The sequence below is a fragment of the Kribbella pittospori genome, from assembly GCF_004331465.1.
Taxonomy (GTDB): Bacteria; Actinomycetota; Actinomycetes; order Propionibacteriales; family Kribbellaceae; genus Kribbella; species Kribbella pittospori.
In genome coordinates this window covers 387333-409626 of sequence record NZ_SJKB01000002.1, presented here as the reverse complement: position 1 = coordinate 409626, position 22294 = coordinate 387333, and the positions used below count along the sequence as shown (strand labels likewise).

At 68.2% G+C, this 22294-nt stretch carries 20 protein-coding genes; 14 read left to right on the top strand and 6 right to left on the bottom strand.

From position 1 onward, the window contains the following. Positions 1–19 precede the first annotated feature (19 nt). From pcrA to E0H73_RS08435, 4 genes are all read left to right on the top strand, one after another. Complete coding sequence (gene pcrA / locus E0H73_RS08450) at positions 20–2338, top strand: DNA helicase PcrA (protein ID WP_131352927.1); 2319 nt, start codon at positions 20–22, stop codon at positions 2336–2338. 117 nt (positions 2339–2455) lie between these two features. Continuing rightward, positions 2456–3019, top strand: coding sequence for a hypothetical protein (locus E0H73_RS08445; RefSeq protein ID WP_131352926.1), 564 nt, complete (start codon positions 2456–2458; stop codon positions 3017–3019). A gap of 40 nt (positions 3020–3059) precedes the next feature. After that, complete coding sequence (locus E0H73_RS08440) at positions 3060–3737, top strand: TetR/AcrR family transcriptional regulator (RefSeq protein WP_202867260.1); 678 nt, start codon at positions 3060–3062, stop codon at positions 3735–3737. 78 nt (positions 3738–3815) lie between these two features. Further along, positions 3816–4796: an NAD(P)-dependent alcohol dehydrogenase gene (locus E0H73_RS08435; RefSeq protein ID WP_131352925.1), complete on the top strand. Its 981-nt coding sequence runs from the start codon at positions 3816–3818 to the stop codon at positions 4794–4796. Here E0H73_RS08435 and E0H73_RS08430 read toward each other — a convergent pair. The 4 genes from E0H73_RS08430 to E0H73_RS08415 all read right to left on the bottom strand — a co-directional run bounded on the left by E0H73_RS08430 (position 4786) and on the right by E0H73_RS08415 (position 8623). Continuing rightward, positions 4786–6084, bottom strand: coding sequence for a lanthionine synthetase LanC family protein (locus E0H73_RS08430; RefSeq protein WP_202867259.1), 1299 nt, complete (start codon positions 6082–6084; stop codon positions 4786–4788). The two genes, E0H73_RS08435 and E0H73_RS08430, sit on opposite strands and share 11 nt — an antisense overlap. Continuing rightward, on the bottom strand, positions 6081–6599 hold the full coding sequence (locus E0H73_RS08425) for a DUF6886 family protein (protein WP_131352924.1): 519 nt from the start codon (positions 6597–6599) through the stop codon (positions 6081–6083). The genes E0H73_RS08430 and E0H73_RS08425 overlap by 4 nt, the downstream gene beginning before the upstream one ends. 42 nt (positions 6600–6641) lie before the next feature. Next, positions 6642–7367 carry a M23 family metallopeptidase gene (locus E0H73_RS08420; protein WP_238163890.1) on the bottom strand — a complete coding sequence of 242 codons (726 nt, stop codon included), beginning with the start codon at positions 7365–7367 and terminating at the stop codon, positions 6642–6644. A 395-nt stretch (positions 7368–7762) separates the two neighbouring features. Next, positions 7763–8623 (bottom strand): esterase/lipase family protein, encoded by an 861-nt coding sequence (locus E0H73_RS08415; protein ID WP_131352923.1) that lies wholly within the window; start codon positions 8621–8623, stop codon positions 7763–7765. Between the two features lie 133 nt (positions 8624–8756). Between E0H73_RS08415 and E0H73_RS08410 the strand changes: the two genes are divergently transcribed. From E0H73_RS08410 to E0H73_RS08390, 5 genes are all read left to right on the top strand, one after another. Continuing rightward, positions 8757–9176, top strand: a complete 420-nt coding sequence (locus tag E0H73_RS08410) for a coenzyme B12-dependent isobutyryl CoA mutase small subunit (RefSeq protein WP_131352922.1) — start codon at positions 8757–8759, stop codon at positions 9174–9176. Positions 9177–9491: 315 nt separating this feature from the next. Then, the gene (locus E0H73_RS08405; protein ID WP_131352921.1) at positions 9492–10817 is read left to right on the top strand and encodes an ABC transporter substrate-binding protein; all 1326 of its coding nucleotides are present in this window, start codon (positions 9492–9494) and stop codon (positions 10815–10817) included. Positions 10818–10910: 93 nt separating this feature from the next. Continuing rightward, positions 10911–11972, top strand: coding sequence for a carbohydrate ABC transporter permease (locus E0H73_RS08400; protein WP_131352920.1), 1062 nt, complete (start codon positions 10911–10913; stop codon positions 11970–11972). Positions 11973–12103: 131 nt separating this feature from the next. Beyond that, positions 12104–12850 carry a carbohydrate ABC transporter permease gene (locus E0H73_RS08395; RefSeq protein WP_202867299.1) on the top strand — a complete coding sequence of 249 codons (747 nt, stop codon included), beginning with the start codon at positions 12104–12106 and terminating at the stop codon, positions 12848–12850. Positions 12851–12954: 104 nt separating this feature from the next. Next, positions 12955–13203, top strand: a complete 249-nt coding sequence (locus tag E0H73_RS08390) for a hypothetical protein (RefSeq protein ID WP_131352918.1) — start codon at positions 12955–12957, stop codon at positions 13201–13203. 57 nt (positions 13204–13260) lie between these two features. Here the strand turns inward: E0H73_RS08390 and E0H73_RS08385 are convergent, their stop codons facing one another. Then, positions 13261–14898: a glycoside hydrolase family 13 protein gene (locus E0H73_RS08385; RefSeq protein WP_131352917.1), complete on the bottom strand. Its 1638-nt coding sequence runs from the start codon at positions 14896–14898 to the stop codon at positions 13261–13263. 189 nt (positions 14899–15087) lie between these two features. Here E0H73_RS08385 and sucC point away from each other — a divergent pair, with 189 nt between their 5' ends. Together sucC and sucD are read left to right on the top strand one after the other, a co-directional pair. After that, positions 15088–16260 (top strand): ADP-forming succinate--CoA ligase subunit beta, encoded by a 1173-nt coding sequence (gene sucC / locus E0H73_RS08380; protein WP_131352916.1) that lies wholly within the window; start codon positions 15088–15090, stop codon positions 16258–16260. A 13-nt stretch (positions 16261–16273) separates the two neighbouring features. Beyond that, entirely contained in the window at positions 16274–17164 is an 891-nt protein-coding gene (sucD, locus tag E0H73_RS08375; RefSeq protein WP_131352915.1) for a succinate--CoA ligase subunit alpha, read from the top strand. A 65-nt stretch (positions 17165–17229) separates the two neighbouring features. Here the strand turns inward: sucD and E0H73_RS08370 are convergent, their stop codons facing one another. Further along, positions 17230–18564, bottom strand: a complete 1335-nt coding sequence (locus E0H73_RS08370) for a hypothetical protein (RefSeq protein ID WP_131352914.1) — start codon at positions 18562–18564, stop codon at positions 17230–17232. A 175-nt stretch (positions 18565–18739) separates the two neighbouring features. On the opposite strand from E0H73_RS08370, the gene E0H73_RS08365 reads away from it, so the two are divergent. Genes E0H73_RS08365 through purH form a run of 3 tightly spaced genes read left to right on the top strand, consistent with a single transcriptional unit; the run spans position 18740 to position 22198 of the window. Then, the gene (locus tag E0H73_RS08365) at positions 18740–19999 is read left to right on the top strand and encodes a cell division protein PerM (RefSeq protein ID WP_131352913.1); all 1260 of its coding nucleotides are present in this window, start codon (positions 18740–18742) and stop codon (positions 19997–19999) included. A gap of 10 nt (positions 20000–20009) precedes the next feature. Further along, entirely contained in the window at positions 20010–20642 is a 633-nt protein-coding gene (purN, locus tag E0H73_RS08360) for a phosphoribosylglycinamide formyltransferase (protein ID WP_238163889.1), read from the top strand. Further along, positions 20639–22198 (top strand): bifunctional phosphoribosylaminoimidazolecarboxamide formyltransferase/IMP cyclohydrolase, encoded by a 1560-nt coding sequence (gene purH, locus E0H73_RS08355; protein WP_131352911.1) that lies wholly within the window; start codon positions 20639–20641, stop codon positions 22196–22198. The genes purN and purH overlap by 4 nt, the downstream gene beginning before the upstream one ends. Positions 22199–22294: the final 96 nt, after the last annotated feature.

Sequence of the window (22294 nt, the reverse complement as noted above, 5' to 3'; positions counted from 1 at the left end):
GCGCCTAAGGTGTTGGGTGATGACTACGCTGTTCTCGCCTGATGAACTGCCGGTGCCGCTGGAGGAGCCCACGACGCACCGGGCCGATCCGGAGGCGCTGCTCGAGGGGCTCAATCCGCAGCAGCGCGCCGCCGTCGTGCATGGCGGCAAACCGCTGCTGGTGGTCGCCGGTGCCGGCTCGGGCAAGACCCGGGTGCTGACCCGGCGGATCGCCTACCTGCTGGCGGCCCGCGACGCGCATCCGGGATCCATCCTGGCCATCACGTTCACCAACAAGGCCGCCGCCGAGATGCGCGAGCGGGTGGTGGACCTGGTCGGTCCGCGGGCGAAGCTGATGTGGGTCTCCACGTTCCACTCCTCCTGTGTGCGGATCCTGCGCCGCGACATCAAGCGGTTCGGGATCAACTCGACGTTCTCGATCTACGACGACACCGACTCGCGCCGGCTGATGACGCTGGTCTGCCGCGAGCTCGACCTGGACGTGAAGCGGTACAACCCGCGCGCCGTGCTGAACTGGATCAGCACCCAGAAGAACGAGTTGATCGACCACGAGACCGCCGCGGCGAAGACCTCCAACCACCTGGAGGAGACGTACGCCGAGTGCTACCGGATCTACCAGGAGCGCCTCGCCCAGGCGAACGCGCTGGACTTCGACGACCTGCTGATGACCACGGTCAACCTGCTGCAGGCCTTCCCCGAGGTCCGGGAGTACTACCGCCGCCGGTTCCGCCATGTCCTCGTCGACGAGTACCAGGACACCAACCACGCGCAGTACACGCTGATCCGCGAGCTCTGCGGCGCGGACGAGCCGGGCCGGATGGGCCCGACCGCGCCGCCGGCGGAGCTGATGGTGGTCGGCGACGCGGACCAGTCGATCTACGCCTTCCGCGGTGCGACGATCCGCAACATCCTCGCCTTCGAGGAGGACTTCACCAACGCCGAGACGATCCTGCTGGAGCAGAACTACCGCTCCACCCAGACGATCCTGTCCGCGGCGAACGCGGTGATCAGCCGCAACGAGGGCCGCAAGGCGAAGAACCTGTGGTCCGACCAGGGCCAGGGCGAGCAGATCGCGGTGTACGTCGCCGACAACGAGCACGACGAGGCGCAGTTCGTCGCCGACGAGATCGACCGGCTCACCGACGCCGACGGGGTGAAGCCGTCCGACGTGGCGGTGTTCTACCGGACCAACGCCCAGTCGCGAGTGTTCGAAGAGGTCTTCATCCGCACCGGCCATCCGTACAAGGTCGTCGGCGGCGTCCGGTTCTACGAGCGCAAGGAGGTCCGCGACGCGCTCGCGTACCTGCGCGTGCTGGTGAACCCGGAGGACACCGTCTCGCTGCGCCGGATCATGAACGTGCCCAAGCGTGGCATCGGCGACCGGGCCGAGGCGGCGATCGAGTCGCTGGCCGCGCGGGACCGGATCTCGTTCGCGCAGGCGATGCGGCGGGCCCAGGACGCGCCGGCGATGGCTTCGCGGTCGGTGAACGCCGTGCAGGCCTTTGTCGACATCCTCGACGAGCTGACCGCGATGGTCGACTCGGGCGCACCGCCGGACGACATCCTGGACGTCGCACTGCACCGCTCCGGGTACTACGAGGAGCTGCAGAAGTCGACGGATCCGCAGGACGAGACCCGGCTGGAGAACCTGGACGAGTTCATCTCGGTGGCCCGCGAGTTCGTCGAGGAGCGCACTGCCGCCGGTGAGGCCTCCGACCTGCAGGCATTCCTGGAGCGGGTCGCCCTGGTCGCCGACGCGGACCAGATCCCGGACGCGGCCGACGACGGTGGCGTGGTCACGCTGATGACCCTGCACACCGCGAAGGGCCTGGAGTTCCCGGTGGTGTTCCTGACCGGCATGGAGGACGGCGTCTTCCCGCACTCCCGGTCGCTGACCGACATGAAGGAGCTCGAGGAGGAGCGCCGGCTCGCCTACGTCGGCATCACCCGGGCCCGGCAGCGGCTGGCGATCTCCCGGGCCGCGGTCCGTTCGGCGTACGGCGCGCCGCAGCACAACCCGCCGTCACGGTTCCTGGAGGAGATCCCGGCCGAGCTGCTCGACTGGCGCCGGGACGAGTCGGCCATCACCCGCTGGTCGGGCACCGGGACGTCGACCGGCAGCGGCATCCCCAGTCGCTACGAGCCTGCCCGTCGTACGGCGTCCGACAAGCCCGTGATCAGCCTGAATCCAGGCGACCGGGTGGTTCACGACAGCTTCGGGATGGGCACCGTCGTGGTGGTCCGCGGCGACGGCCAGCAGGCGCAGGCCGACATCGACTTCGGGTCCGAAGGAGTCAAACGCCTTCTCCTCCGCTACGCGCCGGTAGAGAAGATCTGAGACCACTTCTGTCACGGCCGGGCATATCCCCGTCAAGCTTTGGACGTTTACATTGCGTCCCAGCCGGAGATTGAGACAATCAAGGCTTCTTCGGCCCCCTCCCGGAAGCGTCCTCCCATGTCCAAGTCGTCGGCTGGTAGCAACCGCCGGATCATCCTGGCGGGGGCCAACCCTGGGCTGCGGCTGTTCGACGAGAACGGCAAGGTGACGGCGTACGCCTCGATCTGGATGGTCGACTGGTCCATCCGCGGCTCCGGTACGGCGGTTGTGCTCTGGTTCGACGGGATCGTCCGGGTCGTGTCGGAGGACGTCGATCTGGCCTCGTGGCTGGAGCGGTACTTCGTCCGCTCGTTCATCGAGGTGCAGGGCCTGCCATGGCACGAGCCCGCGGTCGAGCGCGACCTGGTCCAGGTGTCGATGAACCTGGCCAACGGACTCAGCGCCAAGGCGGCCGACATCCAGATCGAGATGGGCGGCGTACTGGACCGGCGGCTGTTCGCCACCGACGACTTCCCGCTCGCCGAGGGCACCCACAGCCTGAGCCTGGTGATCGCCCCGGTCCGGTCGGCGACGGTCTCGATCGGCGGCGCCTCCGTGCCCGGCTTCGTCCAGGTCGACGGCTCGCCCGACAAGCCCGGCTCGTCCGCGTTCCTCACCACCGCCGAGGTTTGGCAGCGCTGAGCCTTACGCTGTACGAATCAAGCGTAGGAAGGGGATCCGGGTGGCGGTGCAGGCGAACTCCGAACCCCGGATCCCGTTGAGCCGGGACCGGGTACTGCGGGCCGCGGTCGCGATCGCCGACTCCGACGGGCTGGAATCCGTCACGATGCGCCGGATCGGCGAGGCTCTCAGCGCCGAGGCCATGTCGCTGTACTACCACGTCGCCAACAAGAACGATCTGTTCGACGGCATCGTCGACGTACTGATGGCCGAGCTCAACGAGAGCGTCGACCGCGACGACGGTCAGCCGGGCGACTGGAAGGCCGCGATGCGGCGGCGGATCCTGACCGCGCGGCAGATCATGCTGCGCCATCCCTGGGCGCCGAGACTGCTCGAGACTCGTACGACGATGCGCCCGGCCGTGGTGCTGTACCACGATCGCCTGGTCGGGCTGATGCGGTCCGGCGGCTTCTCGTACGACCTCGCCCACCACGCCCTGCACGCGCTCGGCAGCCGGGCGCTGGGGTTCTCCCAGGAACTGTTCGATCCGTCCGCCGGCGCGGGTGACCAGTCCGAGCGGATGCTCGCGGACCTCGCGGACCAGCTGCCGAACCTTGTCGGCATGCTGTCGGAGATCGCCCACGACGACCCGGAGTCCACGCTGGGCTGGTGTGACGACCAGGCCGAGTTCGAGTTCTCCCTCGATCTGATCCTCGACGGTCTGGATCGGCTCAAGTAGCTCGCTGCCGTCGCGAGCTCTTGCATTTTCTTACGCCGTAAGGCAGCCTTACGACGTAAGAAAATGGGGGTGGTTGCGATGAAGGCCATCGTTCAACACCGGTACGGATCGCCGGATGTCCTGGAGTTCACCGACGTCGAGCGGCCGGTCCCGGCCGATCGCGAGGTGCTCGTCAAGGTCCGTGCGGCGTCGGTCAACGCCCGCGACTGGCACGTACTGCGCGGCGATCCGTACGTCGCCCGCCCATCCGCTGATCTCGGCTGGCGCCGGCCCAACGTCCCGATCCGCGGCACCGACTTCGCCGGCACGGTCGAGGCGGTCGGACCGGCAGTGACCGGGGTCCAGATCGGCGACGAGGTCTACGGCGAAGCGCCCGGAGCCTTCGCGGAGTACGTCGCCGTCCGCGTGCAATCGTTTGAGACCAAGCCCGCCAACCTCAGCCACGAGCAGGCTGCCGCCATCCCGCTGGCCGCGAACACGGCCCTGATCGGCTTGCGCGACACGGCGAAGCTCCAACCCGGCCAGCGCCTGCTGATCAACGGCGCGTCCGGTGGCGTGGGGATGTTCGCAGTACAGATCGGCAAGGCCCTCGGCGCGGAAGTGACCGGCGTGTGCAGCACCGGGAACGTCGAATTGGTCCGTTCGCTCGGCGCCGATGAGGTCATCGACTACCTGCGGACCGACTTCAGCCGGAGCGGCCAGCAGTACGACGCCGTGCTCGACCTGGTCGGGAATCGGTCCCTGACGGCTCTCCGCCGGGCGCTGATTCGCCGCGGCACCCTCCTCCTGTCCGGAGGCGGGCTGTTCACCGGTGGCAGCCTCTTCGGGCCGCTCGGTCTGATGGTCAGAGGGAAATTGTCAGCACCCTTTGTGTCGCAGCGAGTGACGCTCTTCAACGCGGTCCCGAGCCGGGGCAATCTGGCGACACTCCGCGACTTCGCCGAGGCCGGCAAGCTCACGCCGGTGGTCGACCGGACCTACCCGCTCGCAGCCGCCGCCGACGCGATCCGCCACATCGAGTCCGGCCACGCCCGGGCCAAGGTCGTCATCACCGTCTGAGCGCCCACCAGTTGTCCATCCGCTCCACAGCGTCCTGACCGCCGCCCAGCACCCGCTCGATCCGGAACAGGTACGCCGCAATCCCCGCAGCACCCTGCATCCAGCCGACACCCGGCGGCAGCAGCGGATCCTCGTTCTTGTGCTCCACAAACCGCCAGTACGCCTTGTCACCCTCGCGGATCGCCCGATCGACCACGGCATCCGCGAGCCGTACGGCGAACTCCAGGTCCTGTGGGTCGCCGTCGCGGTGCCACGCGTCCAGGAACGCGTCGCCGGCTCCCGCCGTACCGCAGCAGCGTCCGTCGTTGTCCCAGAAGCCTGGGTGGAGTCGCTCGGGGATCCCGGAGTACCGGACGCTGTCCAGACAGCGTCGGCGCCAGGTTGTTGGCGACTCACCGGCAACCTGGTCCACTCCGGCGTACTCGAGTGCGCTGAACAGCAACGCCGTACCCGCTCCGCCGTGGCACCAGTTGTACGTGTACTCGTCGCCGTGGCGCTCTGCCCACGGGATCACCCGCGGGACCCGGAAACCCTTGCTGTCATTGATTCCCAGCGTCACGAGATGCTCGGCACCGCGCCGTCCCGCGTCGACGCACTCCGGCTGCTCCAGCTCGACCCCGGCGACGGTCAGCATCGCCGCGATGCCCGCCAGTCCGTGCGAGAAGTTCGGCATCTCGATCGGTTCCTCGGTCTTGAACCGTCGCGACACGAACTGCCAGTTCAGCCCGGTCGGCAGCTCCTCCTTCTCGCCCAGCAGCAGGTCCGCGGACCGGTCGGCCAGCGGGCGGGCGTTCTCCCCGCGGCGGAGGGCCCACAGAGCGGCCATCAGTGCGGCCCCGGTCCCGAGCGTGACGTCGTTGGCCACTGCACCCGGGTAGTACCTGTCCTCCGCCTCGAGGAAGCGTTCAGGCCAGCCGTCCTTCGTAGCGATCTCCAGGGCCCGCCTGACCGCGCCGCCGGAACCAGGCTCGCCGAGCGCGGTGAGGACACCGATCGAGCTGGCCAGGCCGTCGAAGTACGTGATCGAGGTGTCCGCCGGGATCGTCGTGCGGATGCGGTCGGCGAGGGCCGATGCGAAGCGTTGCTCGTCGGCGGTCCACGGGCGGGTGAGCCGGATCTCGGCCAGGGTGTGGGCGAGGCCGCCGATGCCGCTGTGCAGGCCGTCGCGGTACTCGGTCGGCTTCTCGCCACCGGCCGCCTCCGGGATCCACGGCCCGTCGTCGTCCCACTGCACCTGCTCGAGCACCCAGGTCCAGGCTGCTTCCGCGAGGTCGCCGTACGGCGTCATGGGCGGGCGTTGCGGAGCCGGATGCCGCTCCACTCGAGGGTGCTGGTGGTGGTCTCCGCCCAGAAGTCGTGCAGGCGGGGCAGCACGCGCAGCTGAATGCCGGCCTCGTCGTGCAGCTCGAACAGGTCGCCGACGCGCTCGGGTGCACCGAGTGGCCGGACCTCCGTGGTGGCGACGAACGCCGCGTCGAACTTGTCGAACTGCGTGGCCGGCAGCCGGTAGCCGTACAGCTCGACGGAGCGCATCGCGTCCAGCCAGCCGTACTCGACCGCGTGCACGCGGGTCCCGGAGCCGACGCCGATGATGCGGTCACGGTCGTCAGGGGTGGTGTCAGGCCCGACCCACGCCATCGCGCGGGGGCACTGCCGGGGGAACCAGTAGTCGGGGGCGCGGTCGTAGCCGACGGCCCAGACGTACGGAGTGGCCTCTCGCGTCGTCTTGGCGACGTGCGGCCGGAAGACCTCGATGGTCGGATCTTCGGAGAAGTGCAGGACCTCACCAGGTGCCGGGCGCATGCTCGGCAGCTTAGTCAGATCGCCGGGTGAGGGTCTGAGAATTTACGGGTTCAGGCCGCAGTGGTCGCGCAACCACGGTGCCGGGTCGATCGCCTCGCCGCCGTCGGGGTGAACCTCGAAGTGCATGTGCGGCCCGGTGGTGTTGCCGGTCATGCCGACCGCGCCGACCTGGTCACCGGCGTACACGGTCTCGCCGACCGACACGCTGAACTTCGACATGTGGTTGTACCAGGTGACGGTGCCGTCCTCGTGCCTTACCTGGACCTGGCGACCGTACGCGCCGGCCCAGTCGGCGAAGATCACGACGCCCTTCATCACACTGCGGACGGTGGTGCCGACCGGAGCCGCGAAGTCCAGGCCGGTGTGGTTGCGGGCCCAACGGCTGCCGCCCTGACCGAAGGTCGCGGTGATGTGGTAGCCCGTCAGCATGATCTCGCAGCGGGTGGCGGACTCGCGGGCCTTCTTCTCCGCCGCGTCGGCCGCGGCCTTGGCCTTGGCGAGGGCGGAGGCGCGCTTGCTGGTCAGCGCCTGGGTCGCGGTGAGCTTCGCCGCCCGGGCCTTGGCCAGCTGAGCGGCCGCGGCCTGCTTCTTGTTCGTGTCGTTGCCGGCCAGCTGGACCCGGGAGGAGTCACGGGTGGCAAGCTGACGCGCCTGGATGCGGGCCGTGGTGATGCCGGACATCGACCCGTTGTCCAGGCTGAGCGCGGCGAGGTTCACCGCCGAGTTGGCCTGTGTCGGCGAGGCGAGGGTGCTGTGGCTGAATCCCACAGCTCCTGCCGCCGCAGCCAGGGCTGCGGTCAGACCGACGATCTGGGTACTGCTGGGGGTGTTACGCCTGGCGACGCGATGCTTGGCACTGTGACGTCCTGCGCCGGGATTGCGCGCAGCGTTGCCGGGCGTGACGCGGTCTCCCGCGGCACGGTGCTGGGACACAACGTGGCCTTTCGGTCACAGGGGAGGGGCTGGAGGTTCGGGAGGGACTAGGAGGGGCTTGAAGCTGTGCACCCTCCGGGAGGTTTTATTCCCCCGGCGGGCTCATGCACCATAACGGATGGGTCACGAGGCCACAAACCCCGCCACCCCCTTTTGGGCCCGTCCTTCACGAAACTTTTGCATGAGCGGCTGCACGTGCATTCGCCGTCGGTGCCCGGAAAGCTGCCTTGTCAGGCAGTTCCCGCGGTGGCGTCCTGCTCGTCCAGGTGGGCCAGCATCTCGGTGATCTGATGCACGACCTCGCCGTGGAACGGCAGGGACAGGTGGCCCACGCCGCGAACCCGCAGATTACTCGCGACCAGGTCGGTGTGCCGGATTCGGGCCCGCCGCTGCGGCACGATCAGCTGGTCGACATCGCTGTAGAACGCGACGAACCTGGTCCGGCATCCGGGCGCCGGCTCGGCCAGCTCGGTCATCAGGTCGCTGTCCGGCCGCACCTGCTTCACCAGCGGCCACGGCAGCAGCCGGGCCGCGACGGTGCCCTGATGCGGCGTCCCGAGCGTGACACAGGTGTGCACCCGCTGATCCCCGCCGAGCCGCTGGACGTAGTACCGCGCGATCAGCCCGCCGAGACTGTGCCCGATCACGTGGATCTGGTCCGACCCGGACGCCTCGCAGATCGCCTCGATCTCCTCGCCCATCCGTTCCGCGGTACGACGGACGTCCAGCGTCAGCGGTGAGTACGAGAACGTGTGGATGCTGCTGAACCCGCGACGCACCAGTTGCCGGCGCATCAGCGCGAAGATGGTGTGGTTGTCGATGATCCCGTGCGCCAGCAGGATCGGCGTACCGGCGGCTCTGACGTCGCTGACCAGCAGGCTGCGCTGGGCCGGAGTCAGGCCGGTCAGGGTGAGCCGCTCGGTGCGGGAGCCCGAGCTGCCGACCAGGCCGAGTGGGTACATCGCCAGGTGGGTGGTGAGCCAGCCGATCTCGACGGCCGCGCCCTGGAGTACCCGCGGTGAGAGTGCGGACCGGGCGCCGTACAGGAGTCCGTCCACTGCGCCACGTACTTCGTCCTGCCAGGCGCTCATCGGCGGCTCCTCACGCAACCAGACCCCCCGATTGGTCCGATCTCTTCCACGGTAACCGGTTCCCACCTGGCGTGGCGGGGAACACACACGTTCGTGTCTTATCCGCGATGAAGGGACCGGATAGCCTGCGAACATGCCTGCTACGAGTCCTCTCCGGGTCGTTGTCGCCAAGCCTGGCCTGGACGGCCACGACCGTGGCGCCAAGGTGGTCGCGCGGGCACTGCGCGACGCCGGCATGGAGGTCATCTACACCGGCCTGCACCAGACTCCCGAGCAGATCGTCGAGACCGCGATCGCCGAGGACGCCGACGCGATCGGCCTGTCGGTGCTGTCCGGGGCGCACATGACCCTGTTCAAGCGGGTCCGCGAACTGCTCACCGAGCGGGACGCCGACGACATCGTGGTGTTCGGCGGCGGCATCATCCCGGACGCCGACCTGCAGCCGCTGGCCGAGCTCGGCGTGCACAAGATCTTCACTCCCGGCGCGACCACCACCGAGATCGTCGAGTGGGTTCGCGCGAACGTCGGCGACGCCTCCGCCTCGACGGCCTGACGGGCGATCCGCTCCGGAGCGTGATGACGACTGCCCGGAGTCGTTCTGAACAGTCACGGCGCGTTCAGTCAGGTTACTAACCGGTAATACCGAATCGTTAAGAAACACCTGGTTGTGCGGGCAGTCGAATCGCGGTCGCATACAGCCATGCGGCTGTCCGTTTCAGGGCTGTTCAGCGGCGGGCTGTGTGGCACAGAACACAGAGCCCTCGATGTCGGTTACTGTCCGGACAGGCGGGGACACGGTGCGGTGGGGGACGGTGACCCGTTCTACGCAGGACCAAGCGATATCCCATCGGGAGAGGGCAGGTAGACGATGAGGTTTGAACGATCACATACACGCAAGGCCGCGTTCGTGGCCGTCGCCAGCAGCCTGGTGCTGCTCGCGTCAGCGTGTGGTGGCGGTGACGACGGGAGCAGCAGCGGTGACAGCGGCTCGTCCGGGGGCGCAGCGCTCGAAGGCCGCGGTCCGATCACGTTTGCCACCGGCAAGGACACCTCCGGGAACCTGACGAACCAGGTCGCGGCGTGGAACTCGCAGCACCCGGACGAGAAGGTCACTGTGTCGGAGCTGCCCGAGTCCGCGGACCAGCAGCGCGCGCAGATGATCCAGAACGCGCAGATCAAGTCCGACGCGTTCAGCGTGCTCAACCTCGACGTGGTCTGGACCGCTGAGTTCGCCGCGAACCGGTGGGTCACCGAGCTGCCGCCGGACCAGTTCCCCGACCTGGGCAAGCTGCTCCCGTCGACGCTGGACACGGCGAAGTACCGCGACAAGCTGTACGGCGTCCCGGTCACGTCCGACGGCGGGTTGCTCTACTACCGCAAGGACCTGCTGGACAAGGCCGGCGTCCAGCCGCCGAAGACCTGGGAAGAGATGTCCGCGGCGTGCGCCAAGGTGAAGGCGCTGCCCGAGGGCAAGTCGATGAACTGCTACGCGGGACAGTTCGAGAAGTACGAGGGCCTCACGGTGAACTTCTCCGAGGCCGTCAACGGTGCGGGCGGTGTGGTCGTCGGTGACGACGGCAAGCCGAACGTCGACACCCCGGAAGCGCTGGCGGGCCTGAACTTCCTCGTCGACGGCCTCAAGTCCGGCGAGTTCCCGAAGGCCTCCATCACCTACAAGGAGGAGGAAGGGCGCCGCGCGTTCCAGGAGGGCAGCCTCGTCTTCCTCCGCAACTGGCCGTACGTGTACGCGCTGGCTCAGAAGACCGACGGCTCGTCGAAGATCAACGGCAAGTTCGCGGTCGCACCGTTGCCGGGTATGTCCAGCGGCGGCGTGTCCACCCTCGGTGGCCACAACTACGCGATCTCGGAGTTCGCCAAGAACAAGGCGACCGCGGCGGACTTCATCAAGTTCATGTCCAGCGAGGAACGCCAGAAGGCGAACATCGAGAAGACCTCGCAGGCACCGACCTGGGCGTCGCTGTACGACGACCCGGCGCTGAACAAGCAGTTCCCGTACCTGGCCCCGCTGAAGGCCTCCATCGAGTCCGCGAAGTCGCGGCCGAAGGTGGTCAAGTACGGCGACGTGACGACCGCGATCCAGGAGGCGGCGTACGGCGCGATGACCGGCACGATGCCACCGAAGGATGCGTTGGCCGGACTGCAGACCAAGTTGAGCACGCTCATCACGCAATGACCCATCGCGGGGCCGGCGCGTAGTGGCAACGCTGCGTGCCGGCCCCGGCCTGTCACCGCCCGCCGGAAGGCGGACGGAGAGAAGGAGGCAGAGGTGAGTACATCCGCGCCGGTCGCAGAGCGACCGAAGCAGGAGACCACCAAGAAGCCACGGCGGAGCTCGTTCAACGAAGGCACCGGACGGCTGGCCGCACTGCTGCTGTCACCGACCCTGATCGTGCTGCTCCTGGTGGTCGTGTACCCGATCCTGTCGGCGCTGCGCGAGTCGCTGTACACGAGCGGTCAGCGCATCGACGAGAACGGCTTCGTCGTCCAGGGGTCCGAGTTCGTCGGGCTCGAGAACTACTCCGCGATCTTCCACGGCGAGACCGCGGACCGATTCTGGAACGCCTTCTACAACACCACGTTCTTCACCGTCACCTGCGTGGTCCTGGAGACCATCATCGGCGTCGCGATGGCACTGGTGATGCACAAGGCGTTCAAGGGCCGCGGCATCGTCCGGGCCAGCATCCTGGTTCCCTGGGCGATCCCGACCGTCGTGTCGGCGCTGCTGTGGAAGTGGATCTTCCAGGCCGACGGCATCGCCAACGCCATGCTGGGCACGCAGATCCTGTGGTCGACCGAGGGCTGGCAGTCGGTCCTGTCGGTGATCATCGCCGACACCTGGAAGACGGCGCCGTTCATCGGGCTGCTCGTGCTGGCGGGTCTGCAGACGATCCCGGACGAGGTCTACGAGGCGGCGAAGGTGGACGGCGCGAGCGTCTGGAAGACGTTCAGCCGGATCACGTTGCCGCTGGTGAAGCCGGCGCTGCTGGTGGCGGTGCTGTTCCGCATCCTCGACACGCTGCGCATCTTCGACCTGCCGTTCGTCCTGGTCGGCCCGAACAAGGAGTCGGTCGAGACGCTGTCGATCCTGGCGTACCTGGAAGCCAACCAGACCCGCTACGGGCCGGCGGCGGCGTACGCGACTCTGCTGTTCATCTACGTCGCCGTGGTCGCGTACGTGTTCGTGCGGCTGCTCGGTGCGGACGTGATCGGCGAGGCTCGACAGGCCAGGAAGAACGGTGGTGGCGGTGGCCGCCGTCGGCGCGACAAGGTGGGGACTGGTGTGGTCGTGGGTTCCGCGGCCGCCAGTTCCTCGGGGAGTGGTGTGTGATGGCTGTCGCTGAGAAGGCTCCGAGGAGGGCCGTCAACGTCAAGTCGGCCGAGGCGCCGTGGTACCGGCGGTGGGCGCCACTGCTCGGTATCGCGATCATCATTCTCTACTGCCTGGCGCCGTTCTACTGGATGCTCGTGTCGGCGCTGCGCCGGCCGACCGACCAGTTCGAGAACTCGCTCCTTCCGACCACCTGGTCGCTGGACAACTTCAAGGACGTGTTCAAGCCCGGCACCGGGTTCGGGCGCGGCCTGCTGAACAGCCTGATCGTGGCCGGCACGGTGACGATCCTGACCCTGATCATCGGCCTGGTCGCGGCGTACACGCTGGCCCGGCTGGAGTTCCGCTTCAAGAACGTCGTGCTGGCGATCATCATCACCACCTCGATGTTCCCCGGTATCTCGCTGGTGATCCCGCTGAAGAAGCTGTTCAGCGACATCAACTGGATCAACACCTACCAGGCGATGATCGTGCCCAGCCTGTCGTTCGCGCTGCCCCTGGCGGTGTGGAACCTGACCGCGTTCTTCCGGCAGATGCCGAGGGAACTCGAGCAGGCCGCCATGGTCGACGGGTGTACGCCGGCGCAGGCGTTCCGCAAGATCATCCTGCCGCTGGCGGCACCGGGTGTGTTCACGACCGCGATCATCACGTTCATCGCGGCCTGGAACGAGTTCCTGATCGCGCTCAGCATGGTGAACAAGAAGGAGATCCAGACCGCGAACGTGATCATCTCTCAGTTCACCGGTACGTCGGGCCGTGACCAACCGTTCGGCAGTCAGATGGCGGCCGGCGTCGTGGTCACGATCCCGCTCGTGATCGCGGTACTGATCTTCCAACGACGCATCGTCGCCGGCCTGACCGCAGGCGGCGTCAAGTAACAGAAGCCGGACGAAGGCCGGAGTCGCGCAAGCGGCTCCGGCCTTCTGTTGTCAGTGGCAACAGTCGATCGTTGCCTTTTGCATCAACCTGCAGTCGCGGAACCTTGCCTGTTCCCGCTCCCGTCAATAGCGTCAATGTCCTCGGCAGCGGCTCCGCGACCGGTCTGGTCTCGGGGAAGCCGTGCAGTACGACGGACCAGCATCAATTGTGGAAGGCTCACATCACCGGCGCGGAGTTCACGTACCTCGGCCAGCGCTGTCTGGACAGCAATTCCCGCGGTGCGGCGTACAACCTGCAATGCAACGGATCGCAGAACCAGATCTGGGCGAAGGTCTACTTCTCCACCCCGTGATATTCGCTAACTTGAGGGCTGGAGTCGCGTGAACGGCTCCGGCCCCTGGTGTTGCGGTCAGAGTTGCAGCCAGGCGGTGGCGTCGACGGGTAGGTGGTTGCCGGTCAGGGGCTCGCTGGACAGGAGGATCTGCTGGTGCGGCGGGAGGGGGATGGGGGCGTCGCTGAGGTTGACCAGGCAGCGGAACGAATCGCGGGTGAAGGAGAGGACGCCGGCTGGGGTTTCGTCGTCCCAGGTGAGGCGGCCTTCGCCGAGGGCTGGGTGTGAGCGGCGGATACGCAACGCGGCCTTGTAGAGGTTCAGGTGGCTGCCGGGGTCATTGGCCTGCGTCTCGGCGGTCAGGGCTGACCAGTCGGCTGGCTGGGGAAGCCAAGGCTGGTCGGTGCCGGGGCCGAAACCGAAGGGCGGCTCTGAGCCGCTCCACGGGATCGGGACGCGGCAGCCGTCGCGGCCGCGGACGGTGTGGCCGGAGCGTTCCCATGTCGGGTCGTCGAGAACGTCCTCCGGCAGATCCTCGACCTCGGGCAGCGCAAGCTCGTCACCCTGGTAGACGTACGCACCACCCGGCAGCGCGAGCTCGAGCAGCGCCGCGGCGCGTGCCCGACGCCGGCCGAGCTCCAGATCGGTCGGTACGACGCCCGCACCCTCCAACGCGTCCCGCTGGTCCCGGCCGTAGCGCGTGCGATGCCGGATCGTGTCGTGGTTGCTCAGCACCCAGGTCGCCGGTGCCCCGACCGCCCACAGATTCTCCGTGGTGTGGTCGATGACCTGCCGCAACTCCTTCGCGTCCCACGCACACTGCAGTACGTCGAAGTTGAACGCGGAGTGCAGTTCGTTCGACCGCACGTACTGCGCCAGCCGCTCGGCCGGCGACAGCCAGGCCTCGGCCACGAACACCCGTGGCCCTTGCGGCGTATCGGCGTACTCGTCGGCGATCGCCCGCCAGCGCTGATGGATCGTGTGGACGCCGGGCTGGTCGTAGAACGGGTTGCCGACGTACTTCTCCCGCGTCGGCTCCCCGTTGTGCAGCGGTACGTCGGGCAGCGCGGGATCCTTGGCCATCGAGTCGGCCACGTCGATCCGGAACCCGTCGATGCCGCGGTCGAACCAGAACCGCAGGATCGCGTCGAACTCCTCGATCACCGCCGGGTTGTCCCAGTTCCAGTCCGGCTGCGAGATGTCGAACAGATGCAGGTACCACTGGCCGTCGTCAATCTGCTGCCAGGCGCCGCCGCCGAACGCGGCCGGCCAGTTGGTCGGCGGCAGACCGCCCTCCTTACCGTCGCGGAACCAGAACAGGTCGCGCTCCGGAGAGCCTTTACCCGCCGCCAGCGCGGCCTTGAACCACGGGTGTTCCCAGGAGCAGTGGTTCGGCACCAGGTCGATCAGGATCCGCAGGCCGAGTGCGTGCGCCTCGGCGATCAGCGCGTCCGCGTCCGCCAGCGTGCCGAATTCGGGGTTGATGTCGCGGTAGTCGGACACGTCGTACCCGCCGTCGAGCAGCGGGGACGGGTACCACGGACTGATCCAGATCGCGTCGATGCCGAGGTCGGCGAGGTACGGCAGCCGGGCACGGATGCCGTTGACGTCACCCGTCCCGTCACCGTTGGCGTCGGCGAAGGATCGCGGGTACACCTGGTAGACGACGGCGCTACGCCACCAGTCGTCAGCTGGTCTGGTTGCTGGATCGGTCATGCGTCCCAGCCTGGCACGGCCTCGGAAGAATCCTGTGACGGTCGTCTCAGCGTGTACCCCGGCTGGTGCCACGCCCGGCACGGTGGCTAGTCTCAGGCCGACGGAACGCGCCGGCGACCGTGCCCCTCCATTGGGTTCAGCCCGCCTGCCGCGGCCTACTCGAACAGGTGCGAGAGAGGGACCACAGTCGTGGACTTGATGGAATACCAGGCGAAGACGGTCTTCGCCAAGCACGGAGTGCGGACGACCGTGGGTGCGGTCGTCACGACTCCGACCGAAGCCCGCGCGGCGGCCGAGAAGATCGGTGGCCGAGTGGTCGTGAAGGCCCAGGTGAAGACCGGTGGCCGCGGGAAGGCCGGTGGCGTCAAGCTCGCCTCCTCGCCGGACGAGGCGGAGGAGAAGGCGCGCGAGATCCTCGGGCTGGACATCAAGGGCCACGTCGTCAAGATCCTGAACATCGTGCCGGCCGCGGCGATCGCCGAGGAGTACTACTTCTCCTTCCTGGTCGACCGGGCCAACCGCAACTACCTCTGCATCGCGTCGGCCGCCGGCGGCATGGAGATCGAGGAGGTCGCGCACACCAACCCCGACGCGGTGGCGCAGATCTCGATCGACCCGGCCACCGGAGTGGACGAGGCGAAGGCGCGCGAGATCGCCACGGCGGCGAAGTACCCCGCCGACGTGATCGACGCCGTCGTACCGGAGATCGTCAAGCTGTACGACGTGTTCATCGCCGAGGACGCCTCGCTGGTCGAGGTGAACCCGCTGGTCAAGCTCGCCGACGGCAACGTCGAGGCGCTGGACGGCAAGGTCACCCTGGACGAGAACGCGGACTTCCGGCACCCGGACCACGCCGAGTTCGAGGACATCGCGGCGGCGGACCCGCTGGAGGCGGCGGCCAAGGCCAAGGGCCTGAACTACGTGAAGCTGGACGGCTCGGTCGGCATCATCGGCAACGGTGCCGGGCTGGTCATGTCCACGCTCGACGTGGTCGCGTACGCCGGTGAGGAGTTCGGTGGCCAGAAGCCGGCCAACTTCCTCGACATCGGTGGCGGCGCGAGCGCCGAGGTGATGGCGAACGGATTGGAGATCATCATCTCCGACCCGCAGGTGGAGAGCGTGTTCGTCAATGTCTTCGGCGGCATCACCGCGTGCGACGCGGTCGCGAACGGCATCGTGCAGGCGTTCGAGCTGCTCGCGAGCCGCGACGAGCACGTCACCAAGCCGCTGGTCGTCCGGCTGGACGGCAACAACGCCGAGGAGGGCCGCCGGATCCTCGACGAGGCCGGCCTGGCCGGTCTGGAGCGGGTCGACACGATGGACGGTGCCGCCAGGCGGGCCGCCGAGCTGGCTGCGAAGTAAGGGATCGCTGAACATGTCTATCTTCCTGACCAAGGACAGCAAGGTCATCGTCCAGGGCATGACCGGCTCGGAAGGCACCAAGCACACCACCCGGATGCTTGCCTCGGGCACCAACATCGTCGGCGGCGTGAACCCGCGCAAGGCGGGCCAGAGCCAGGACTTCGACGGAAAGTCGGTGCCGGTGTTCGGCACGGTCGCGGACGCGGTGAAGGAGACCGGCGCGGACGTGTCGGTCATCTTCGTGCCGCCGAAGTTCACCAAGGACGCGGTGCTGGAGGCCGTCGAGGCCGCCGTACCGCTGGTCGTGGTGATCACCGAGGGCGTGCCGGTGCACGACACCGCCGCGTTCTTCGCGGCCGCGCAGGCGTCCGGCACCACCCGGATCATCGGCCCGAACTGCCCCGGCATCATCACCCCGGGCGAGGCGAACGCCGGCATCATCCCGGCCGACATCGCGGGTGCGGGCCGGATCGGTCTGGTGTCGAAGTCGGGCACGCTGACGTACCAGATGATGTACGAACTGCGGGACTTCGGGTTCTCCACCGCGATCGGGATCGGTGGCGACCCGATCATCGGGACCACGCACATCGATGCATTGCAGGCCTTCCAGGAGGATCCGGACACCGATGCGATCGTGATGATCGGTGAGATCGGTGGTGACGCCGAGGAGCGGGCGGCCGCGTTCATCAAGGAGAACGTGACCAAGCCGGTCGTCGGTTACGTCGCGGGCTTCACCGCGCCGGAGGGCAAGACGATGGGCCACGCCGGCGCGATCGTGTCCGGTTCGTCGGGTACGGCGGCTGCGAAGCAGGAGGCCCTCGAGGCCGTCGGCGTGAAGGTCGGCAAGACGCCGACCGAGACCGCCAACCTGATGCGCGAGATCATGCAGGGCCTGACCAAGTAAGCATCAGCAGTAGCAAGCGGGACCTGCGGCTTCGGCCGTGGGTCCCGTTGCTGTTTGCAGGCCGCTTACCTGTAGGCGGCCGAGCGCTCGGTCGCGCGGATCAGCGTCTCCCGGAAGCCGCCGTCGGTGACGTCGAGGTCCTTCAGGACCGGGAACAGCAGGTAGACCGCGCGATCCCCGGAGACCGCGACACCGATCCGGTAGGTGAACTTCTTCCCGTTACCGGTGTCGAACGACGCTTCCCAGGTCTCGCCCTTCATCACGCTGGTCGCGATCTCGCCGGTCGATTCCACCTTGGCGGTCGAGACGGTCTTCCCGCAGCCGTCGACGTTCTTGCGGATCTGGGCGACGAAGGTGCTCGCCGCCTTCGCGGTCGCGAACTTGGCCACTGTGTCGTCCAGGCCGAACTCGGTCGGCACCTTCGCGTCCGGCGTGACGTACGTCTGGGAGCCGTACTTGGTCGCCTTCGCCTTCTTCGGGTCGAAGTTCTCGCACTGGGTGCCAGGGCCGGTCTTCGCCGGGGTGCTCACCCACGGCTTGTCGATCTCGGCCAGCACCGGCAGGTCGACCGGCGCCATGAACCCCGGCGCCTCGGTGCTCGGCAGCAGGCTCGGCCTCGCCACCGGTGCCGCCTTGCTGCAGCCGCCGGACTGCGCGCAGATCCGCTTCGCGGCTGCGGCCGCGGTGGCCAGTACGGCGTTCGGCGGGGGCGGCGTCCCAGAGATCGTGTCGTGCTCCAGCACCATGGTCGCCTGACCAGCCACCGAGACGGCGATGGTCTTGTACTTCGTCTTGGTCCCGGACGGCTGCCCGAACACGGCGATCCAGCCGCGCTCACCGACGCCCGTGGTCAGGTAGCTGGCGGACAGCCGGGTCTGCTTCTCGGAGTTGCACTGGCCGAGCCAGCCGACGATCGAGGTGTATGCCTTGCCGGCCGCGGCCGCGTCGTTCGAGACCTCGACGTACTGGACGGCGGTCTGCTTGGTGGCCGCGTTCGAGAACGTGCGGACCCAGGTGCGCAGTCCGGCCGGGTCGGCGAACCGCTGCGACTGGCACGCGAACGCCTTGTCCGGCGCGGTGCTGCCGTCGGCGGTTTTGGTGATCGTCCAGGCACCGGTCGCGCCCAGTGGCTTCGCGGTGGCGGCGTCGAGCAGGGGCTTGTCGTCGGTCAGCACGTTGGAGTCGGCGGACTTGTCGTCGGAGGCTCCACTGCCGGCGTTCGCACCGGGTGAGTTGTCTCCGCCGAACGCGTTCAGAGCGGCGACACCGCCGCCTCCGACCAGAAGAACGACCGCGATACCGGCCGCGATCGTCTGGTTCCGCTTACGCGCCTTCTGCCGGCGCGCCTCCCGGGCAGCGGCACGACCGCCGCCGCGCGGTGCGCGGTGGGAACCGGCCAAAGCTCGACCTCCTGACTGATTCCACCCGACAGTACCCGGTGGATCCCGGTCGCCCACAGCCAGCTACCCGCCGGCCAGCGGGGGTGAACCGAGCGTGAGCAAGCGCGCCGAAGTCTTCCATATCCGGCGTGTCAGAACGAGTGGCATCTCGCGGCAGGGTGACGATGGGAGTCAGATGAGCGACATGCTGAGCCGCCCGGGCGCCCGTGACGGCGGACCACACCAGACGCCCGGGCCCGCCCCGTCCGACGTCGTCGCCCCGACCAAGCCGGTTGTGCTGTCGGCGGCGCTCTCGGCGGGAGCCTGCCTGCTGACCGGGCTGCTCACATGTGCAGCGGTGGCCGTGATCGGCTGGCTCGCCGCGACTTTCGGCGGCGCTTCCGGCGCTCTCCGGGCCGGGGCATCCGCCTGGCTGGTCGCGCACAAGGCCGGTGTGACGCTCGGCGGCGGTTCCGTCACGATCGCACCGCTCGGTCTAACGTTGTTCTTCGCCTGGTGCCTGTACCGCGGTGGCAAGTCCGCGGCCAGGAACAGCGCGGCTGACCGGACCGGGGACCTGATCCTGCTGTCCGGGGTGTTCGCCGTCGTCTACGGCCTCGGTGGGCTCATCGTGGCGCTGCTCACAGCGGACGGGTCGCTGAAGGTGCACCCGCTGGCGGCATTCCTCGGTGCCGGGACGATCGCGTTCATCGCCGGGACCCTCGGCATACTGGTCGAGTCCGGTGCGGCGGCGGACATCGCCGACGCGACACCGATCGGTCTCCGCGACACCGTGCCGGCCGCGGCGGCCGCCGTACTGACCGTGATCGCGATCGCATCCGTCCTGTACGGCGTACTGCTCGCGATCCACTTCTCCCGCATCACCGGGATGCTGGAGTTGCTGGACGCCGGTGTGATCGGGTCGGTGGTGCTGTTCGCCATCTGCCTGATGCTGGTGCCGAACATGATCCTGTACGTCGTCTCGTTCCTGGCCGGACCTGGATTCCAGCTGGGCGTGGGTACGACGATCGCCCCGACCGGAGTGGATGTCGGCAATCTGCCTGCGCTTCCGCTGCTGGCCGCCGTACCTGAGGATGGCGCGACACCGACGTACCTGCTCGCACTGACCGCGGTGGTCCCGCTGATCGCTGGTGTGGTGGCCGGACTGGTTGTGGTGCGGCGCGGTCTGGTCGATGAGGAGGCGGAGGCGCTCGGCTGGGACGCCTTTGCGCTCCGCGGTGGTATCGCGGCGCTGATCGCGGGCGTGATGCTCTACCTGCTGATGGCGTTGTCGGGCGGCTCGGCCGGGCCCGGGCGGATGTCGGCCGTGGGGATCCCGGCTGCGTTGCCGGCGGCCGGCGTACTGGCTGCCGGGATGGCGATCGGTGCGTCGATCACTGCCGCGGTGATCGCCTCCCGCCGACCGGCTGACGTTGAGGTGGATGCCGCGGGATAAGGTTTGCGGCGTGACAGACCCGGTTGCGCCTACCCCTGACCCTGCACGCCTCGTCGTGCTGGTGTCCGGATCGGGGTCGAATCTGCAGGCCCTGCTGGATGCCTGCGCCGACCCGGCGTACGGCGCTCGCGTCGTCGGCGTCGGTGCCGACCGGGACGGGATCGCCGGGCTGGACCGGGCCGCGACCGCCGGTGTGCCGACCTTCGTGCACAAGGTGAAGGACTACGCCGAGCGGGTCGAGTGGGACCGTGCGCTGACCGCGTCGGTGTCCGAGCACAAGCCCGACCTGGTCGTGTCGGCCGGCTTCCTGAAGCTGGTCGGCGACGACTTCCTGGCCGCGTTCGGCGACCGGTACATCAACACCCACAACGCGCTGCTGCCCGCGTTCCCAGGCATCCACGGGCCGCGGGACGCGCTCGAGTACGGCGTGAAGGTGGCCGGCGCGACACTGTTCTTCGTGGACGGCGGCGTCGACACCGGGCCGATCATCGCGCAGGTCGTCGTACCGGTCGAGGACGACGACACCGAAGAGACCCTGACCGAGCGGATCAAGGAGGTCGAGCGCCGCCAGTTGGTGGAGTGGGTCGGCCGGCTGGTCCGCGACGGCTGGACCATCACCGGACGAAAGGTTCGACTGAAGTGAGCACCGACCGCAGGCCGATCCGCCGGGCGCTGATCAGCGTCTACGACAAGACCGGTCTGGAGGAGCTCGCGACAGCGCTGTCCGCGGCCGGCGTCCAGCTGGTGTCGACCGGTTCCACCGCGGCCCGGATCGCGGCGGCCGGCGTACCGGTGACGAAGGTCGAGGAGCTGACCGGGTTCCCGGAGTGCCTGGACGGGCGGGTCAAGACGCTGCACCCGATGGTGCACGCAGGGCTGCTGGCCGACGTACGCAAGACCGATCATGTCGAGCAGTTGGCCGAGATGCGGGTCGAGCCGTTCGACCTGCTGGTGAGCAATCTGTATCCGTTCACGGAGACCGTTGCGTCTGGCGCCTCGACGGACGAGTGCATCGAGCAGATCGACATCGGCGGGCCGTCGATGGTCCGTGGCGCGGCCAAGAACCACGCCAACGTTGCCGTTGTCGTCTCGCCTTCCCGCTACCCGGAGATCGTTGCGGCGCTGGCTGCCGGTGGATTCAGTTTGGAGGAGCGGCAGCGGCTGGCTGTCGACGCCTTTGTGCATACGGCGTCGTACGACGTGGCCGTCGCGTCCTGGATGGGCAGTGTGCTCACGGACACCTCCGATGGCAGTGGGTTCCCGGCTTGGGCCGGTGCGACCTGGGAGAAGGCCGCCGTACTGCGGTATGGCGAGAACCCGCATCAGCCGGCGGCGCTGTACACCAACGGTCGTGGCGGTCTCGCGTCCGCGGAGCAGTTGCACGGCAAGGAGATGTCGTACAACAACTACGTCGACGCCGACGCGGCCCGGCGTACCGCGTATGACTTCAGTGAGCCGGCTGTCGCGATCATCAAGCACGCGAACCCGTGCGGCATCGCGGTCGGCAAGGACATCGCCGAGGCCCATCGCCGCGCCCACGAGTGCGACCCGGTCTCGGCGTACGGCGGTGTGATCGCGACCAACCGGCCGGTCTCGGTGGACCTGGCCAAGCAGGTCGCGGAGATCTTCACCGAGGTGCTGGTCGCGCCGGCGTACGAGGACGGCGCTGTCGAGATCCTGCAGGGTAAGAAGAACATCCGGCTGCTGGTCGCTGACGCACCGGCCGACGGCGATGCGGTTGAGATGCGTGGGGTCAGCGGTGGGTTGCTGATGCAGCACGTCGATCGCTTCCAGGCTCCTGGTGACGACCCGACTGCGTGGACGCTGGCGGCTGGTTCGGCGGCCTCGCCTGAGGTGCTGGCCGACCTCGCGTTTGCGTGGAAGGCATGCCGCGCGGTCAAGTCCAACGCGATCCTGCTCGCCTCGGATGGCGCCTCGGTCGGCGTCGGCATGGGCCAGGTCAACCGCGTCGACTCCTGCCGCCTCGCCGTCTCCCGCGCCGGTGAGCGGGCGGTCGGCTCTGTGGCTGCCTCGGACGCGTTCTTTCCCTTCCCTGATGGGCTCGAGGTCCTGATCGAGGGTGGAGTGAAGGCCGTGGTCCAGCCCGGCGGCTCCATCCGCGACGAAGCCGCCATCGAAGCCGCGGAGAAGGCCGGCATCACCATGTACTTCACCGGAACCCGCCACTTCTTCCACTGAACGTCCGACCCACGCGTGCTCCCGCGGCTGCTCCTCCGTCGCGACCGCTACGCGCGCTCCCACCCACCCCCGGCTCAGCGCCGGTACATCCTTTCC

Coding starts and splice junctions, on each gene's coding strand:
- pcrA (WP_131352927.1), top strand. CDS start 20: ATGACTACGCTGTTCTCGCCTGATGAACTGCCGGTGCCGCTGGAGGAG.
- E0H73_RS08445 (WP_131352926.1), top strand. CDS start 2,456: ATGTCCAAGTCGTCGGCTGGTAGCAACCGCCGGATCATCCTGGCGGGG.
- E0H73_RS08425 (WP_131352924.1), bottom strand. CDS start 6,599: ATGCGCCCGGCACCTGGTGAGGTCCTGCACTTCTCCGAAGATCCGACC.
- E0H73_RS08395 (WP_202867299.1), top strand. CDS start 12,104: ATGCTCGTGTCGGCGCTGCGCCGGCCGACCGACCAGTTCGAGAACTCG.
- E0H73_RS08435 (WP_131352925.1), top strand. CDS start 3,816: ATGAAGGCCATCGTTCAACACCGGTACGGATCGCCGGATGTCCTGGAG.
- E0H73_RS08410 (WP_131352922.1), top strand. CDS start 8,757: ATGCCTGCTACGAGTCCTCTCCGGGTCGTTGTCGCCAAGCCTGGCCTG.
- E0H73_RS08405 (WP_131352921.1), top strand. CDS start 9,492: ATGAGGTTTGAACGATCACATACACGCAAGGCCGCGTTCGTGGCCGTC.
- E0H73_RS08430 (WP_202867259.1), bottom strand. CDS start 6,084: ATGACGCCGTACGGCGACCTCGCGGAAGCAGCCTGGACCTGGGTGCTC.
- E0H73_RS08385 (WP_131352917.1), bottom strand. CDS start 14,898: ATGACCGATCCAGCAACCAGACCAGCTGACGACTGGTGGCGTAGCGCC.
- E0H73_RS08365 (WP_131352913.1), top strand. CDS start 18,740: ATGAGCGACATGCTGAGCCGCCCGGGCGCCCGTGACGGCGGACCACAC.
- sucD (WP_131352915.1), top strand. CDS start 16,274: ATGTCTATCTTCCTGACCAAGGACAGCAAGGTCATCGTCCAGGGCATG.
- E0H73_RS08415 (WP_131352923.1), bottom strand. CDS start 8,623: ATGAGCGCCTGGCAGGACGAAGTACGTGGCGCAGTGGACGGACTCCTG.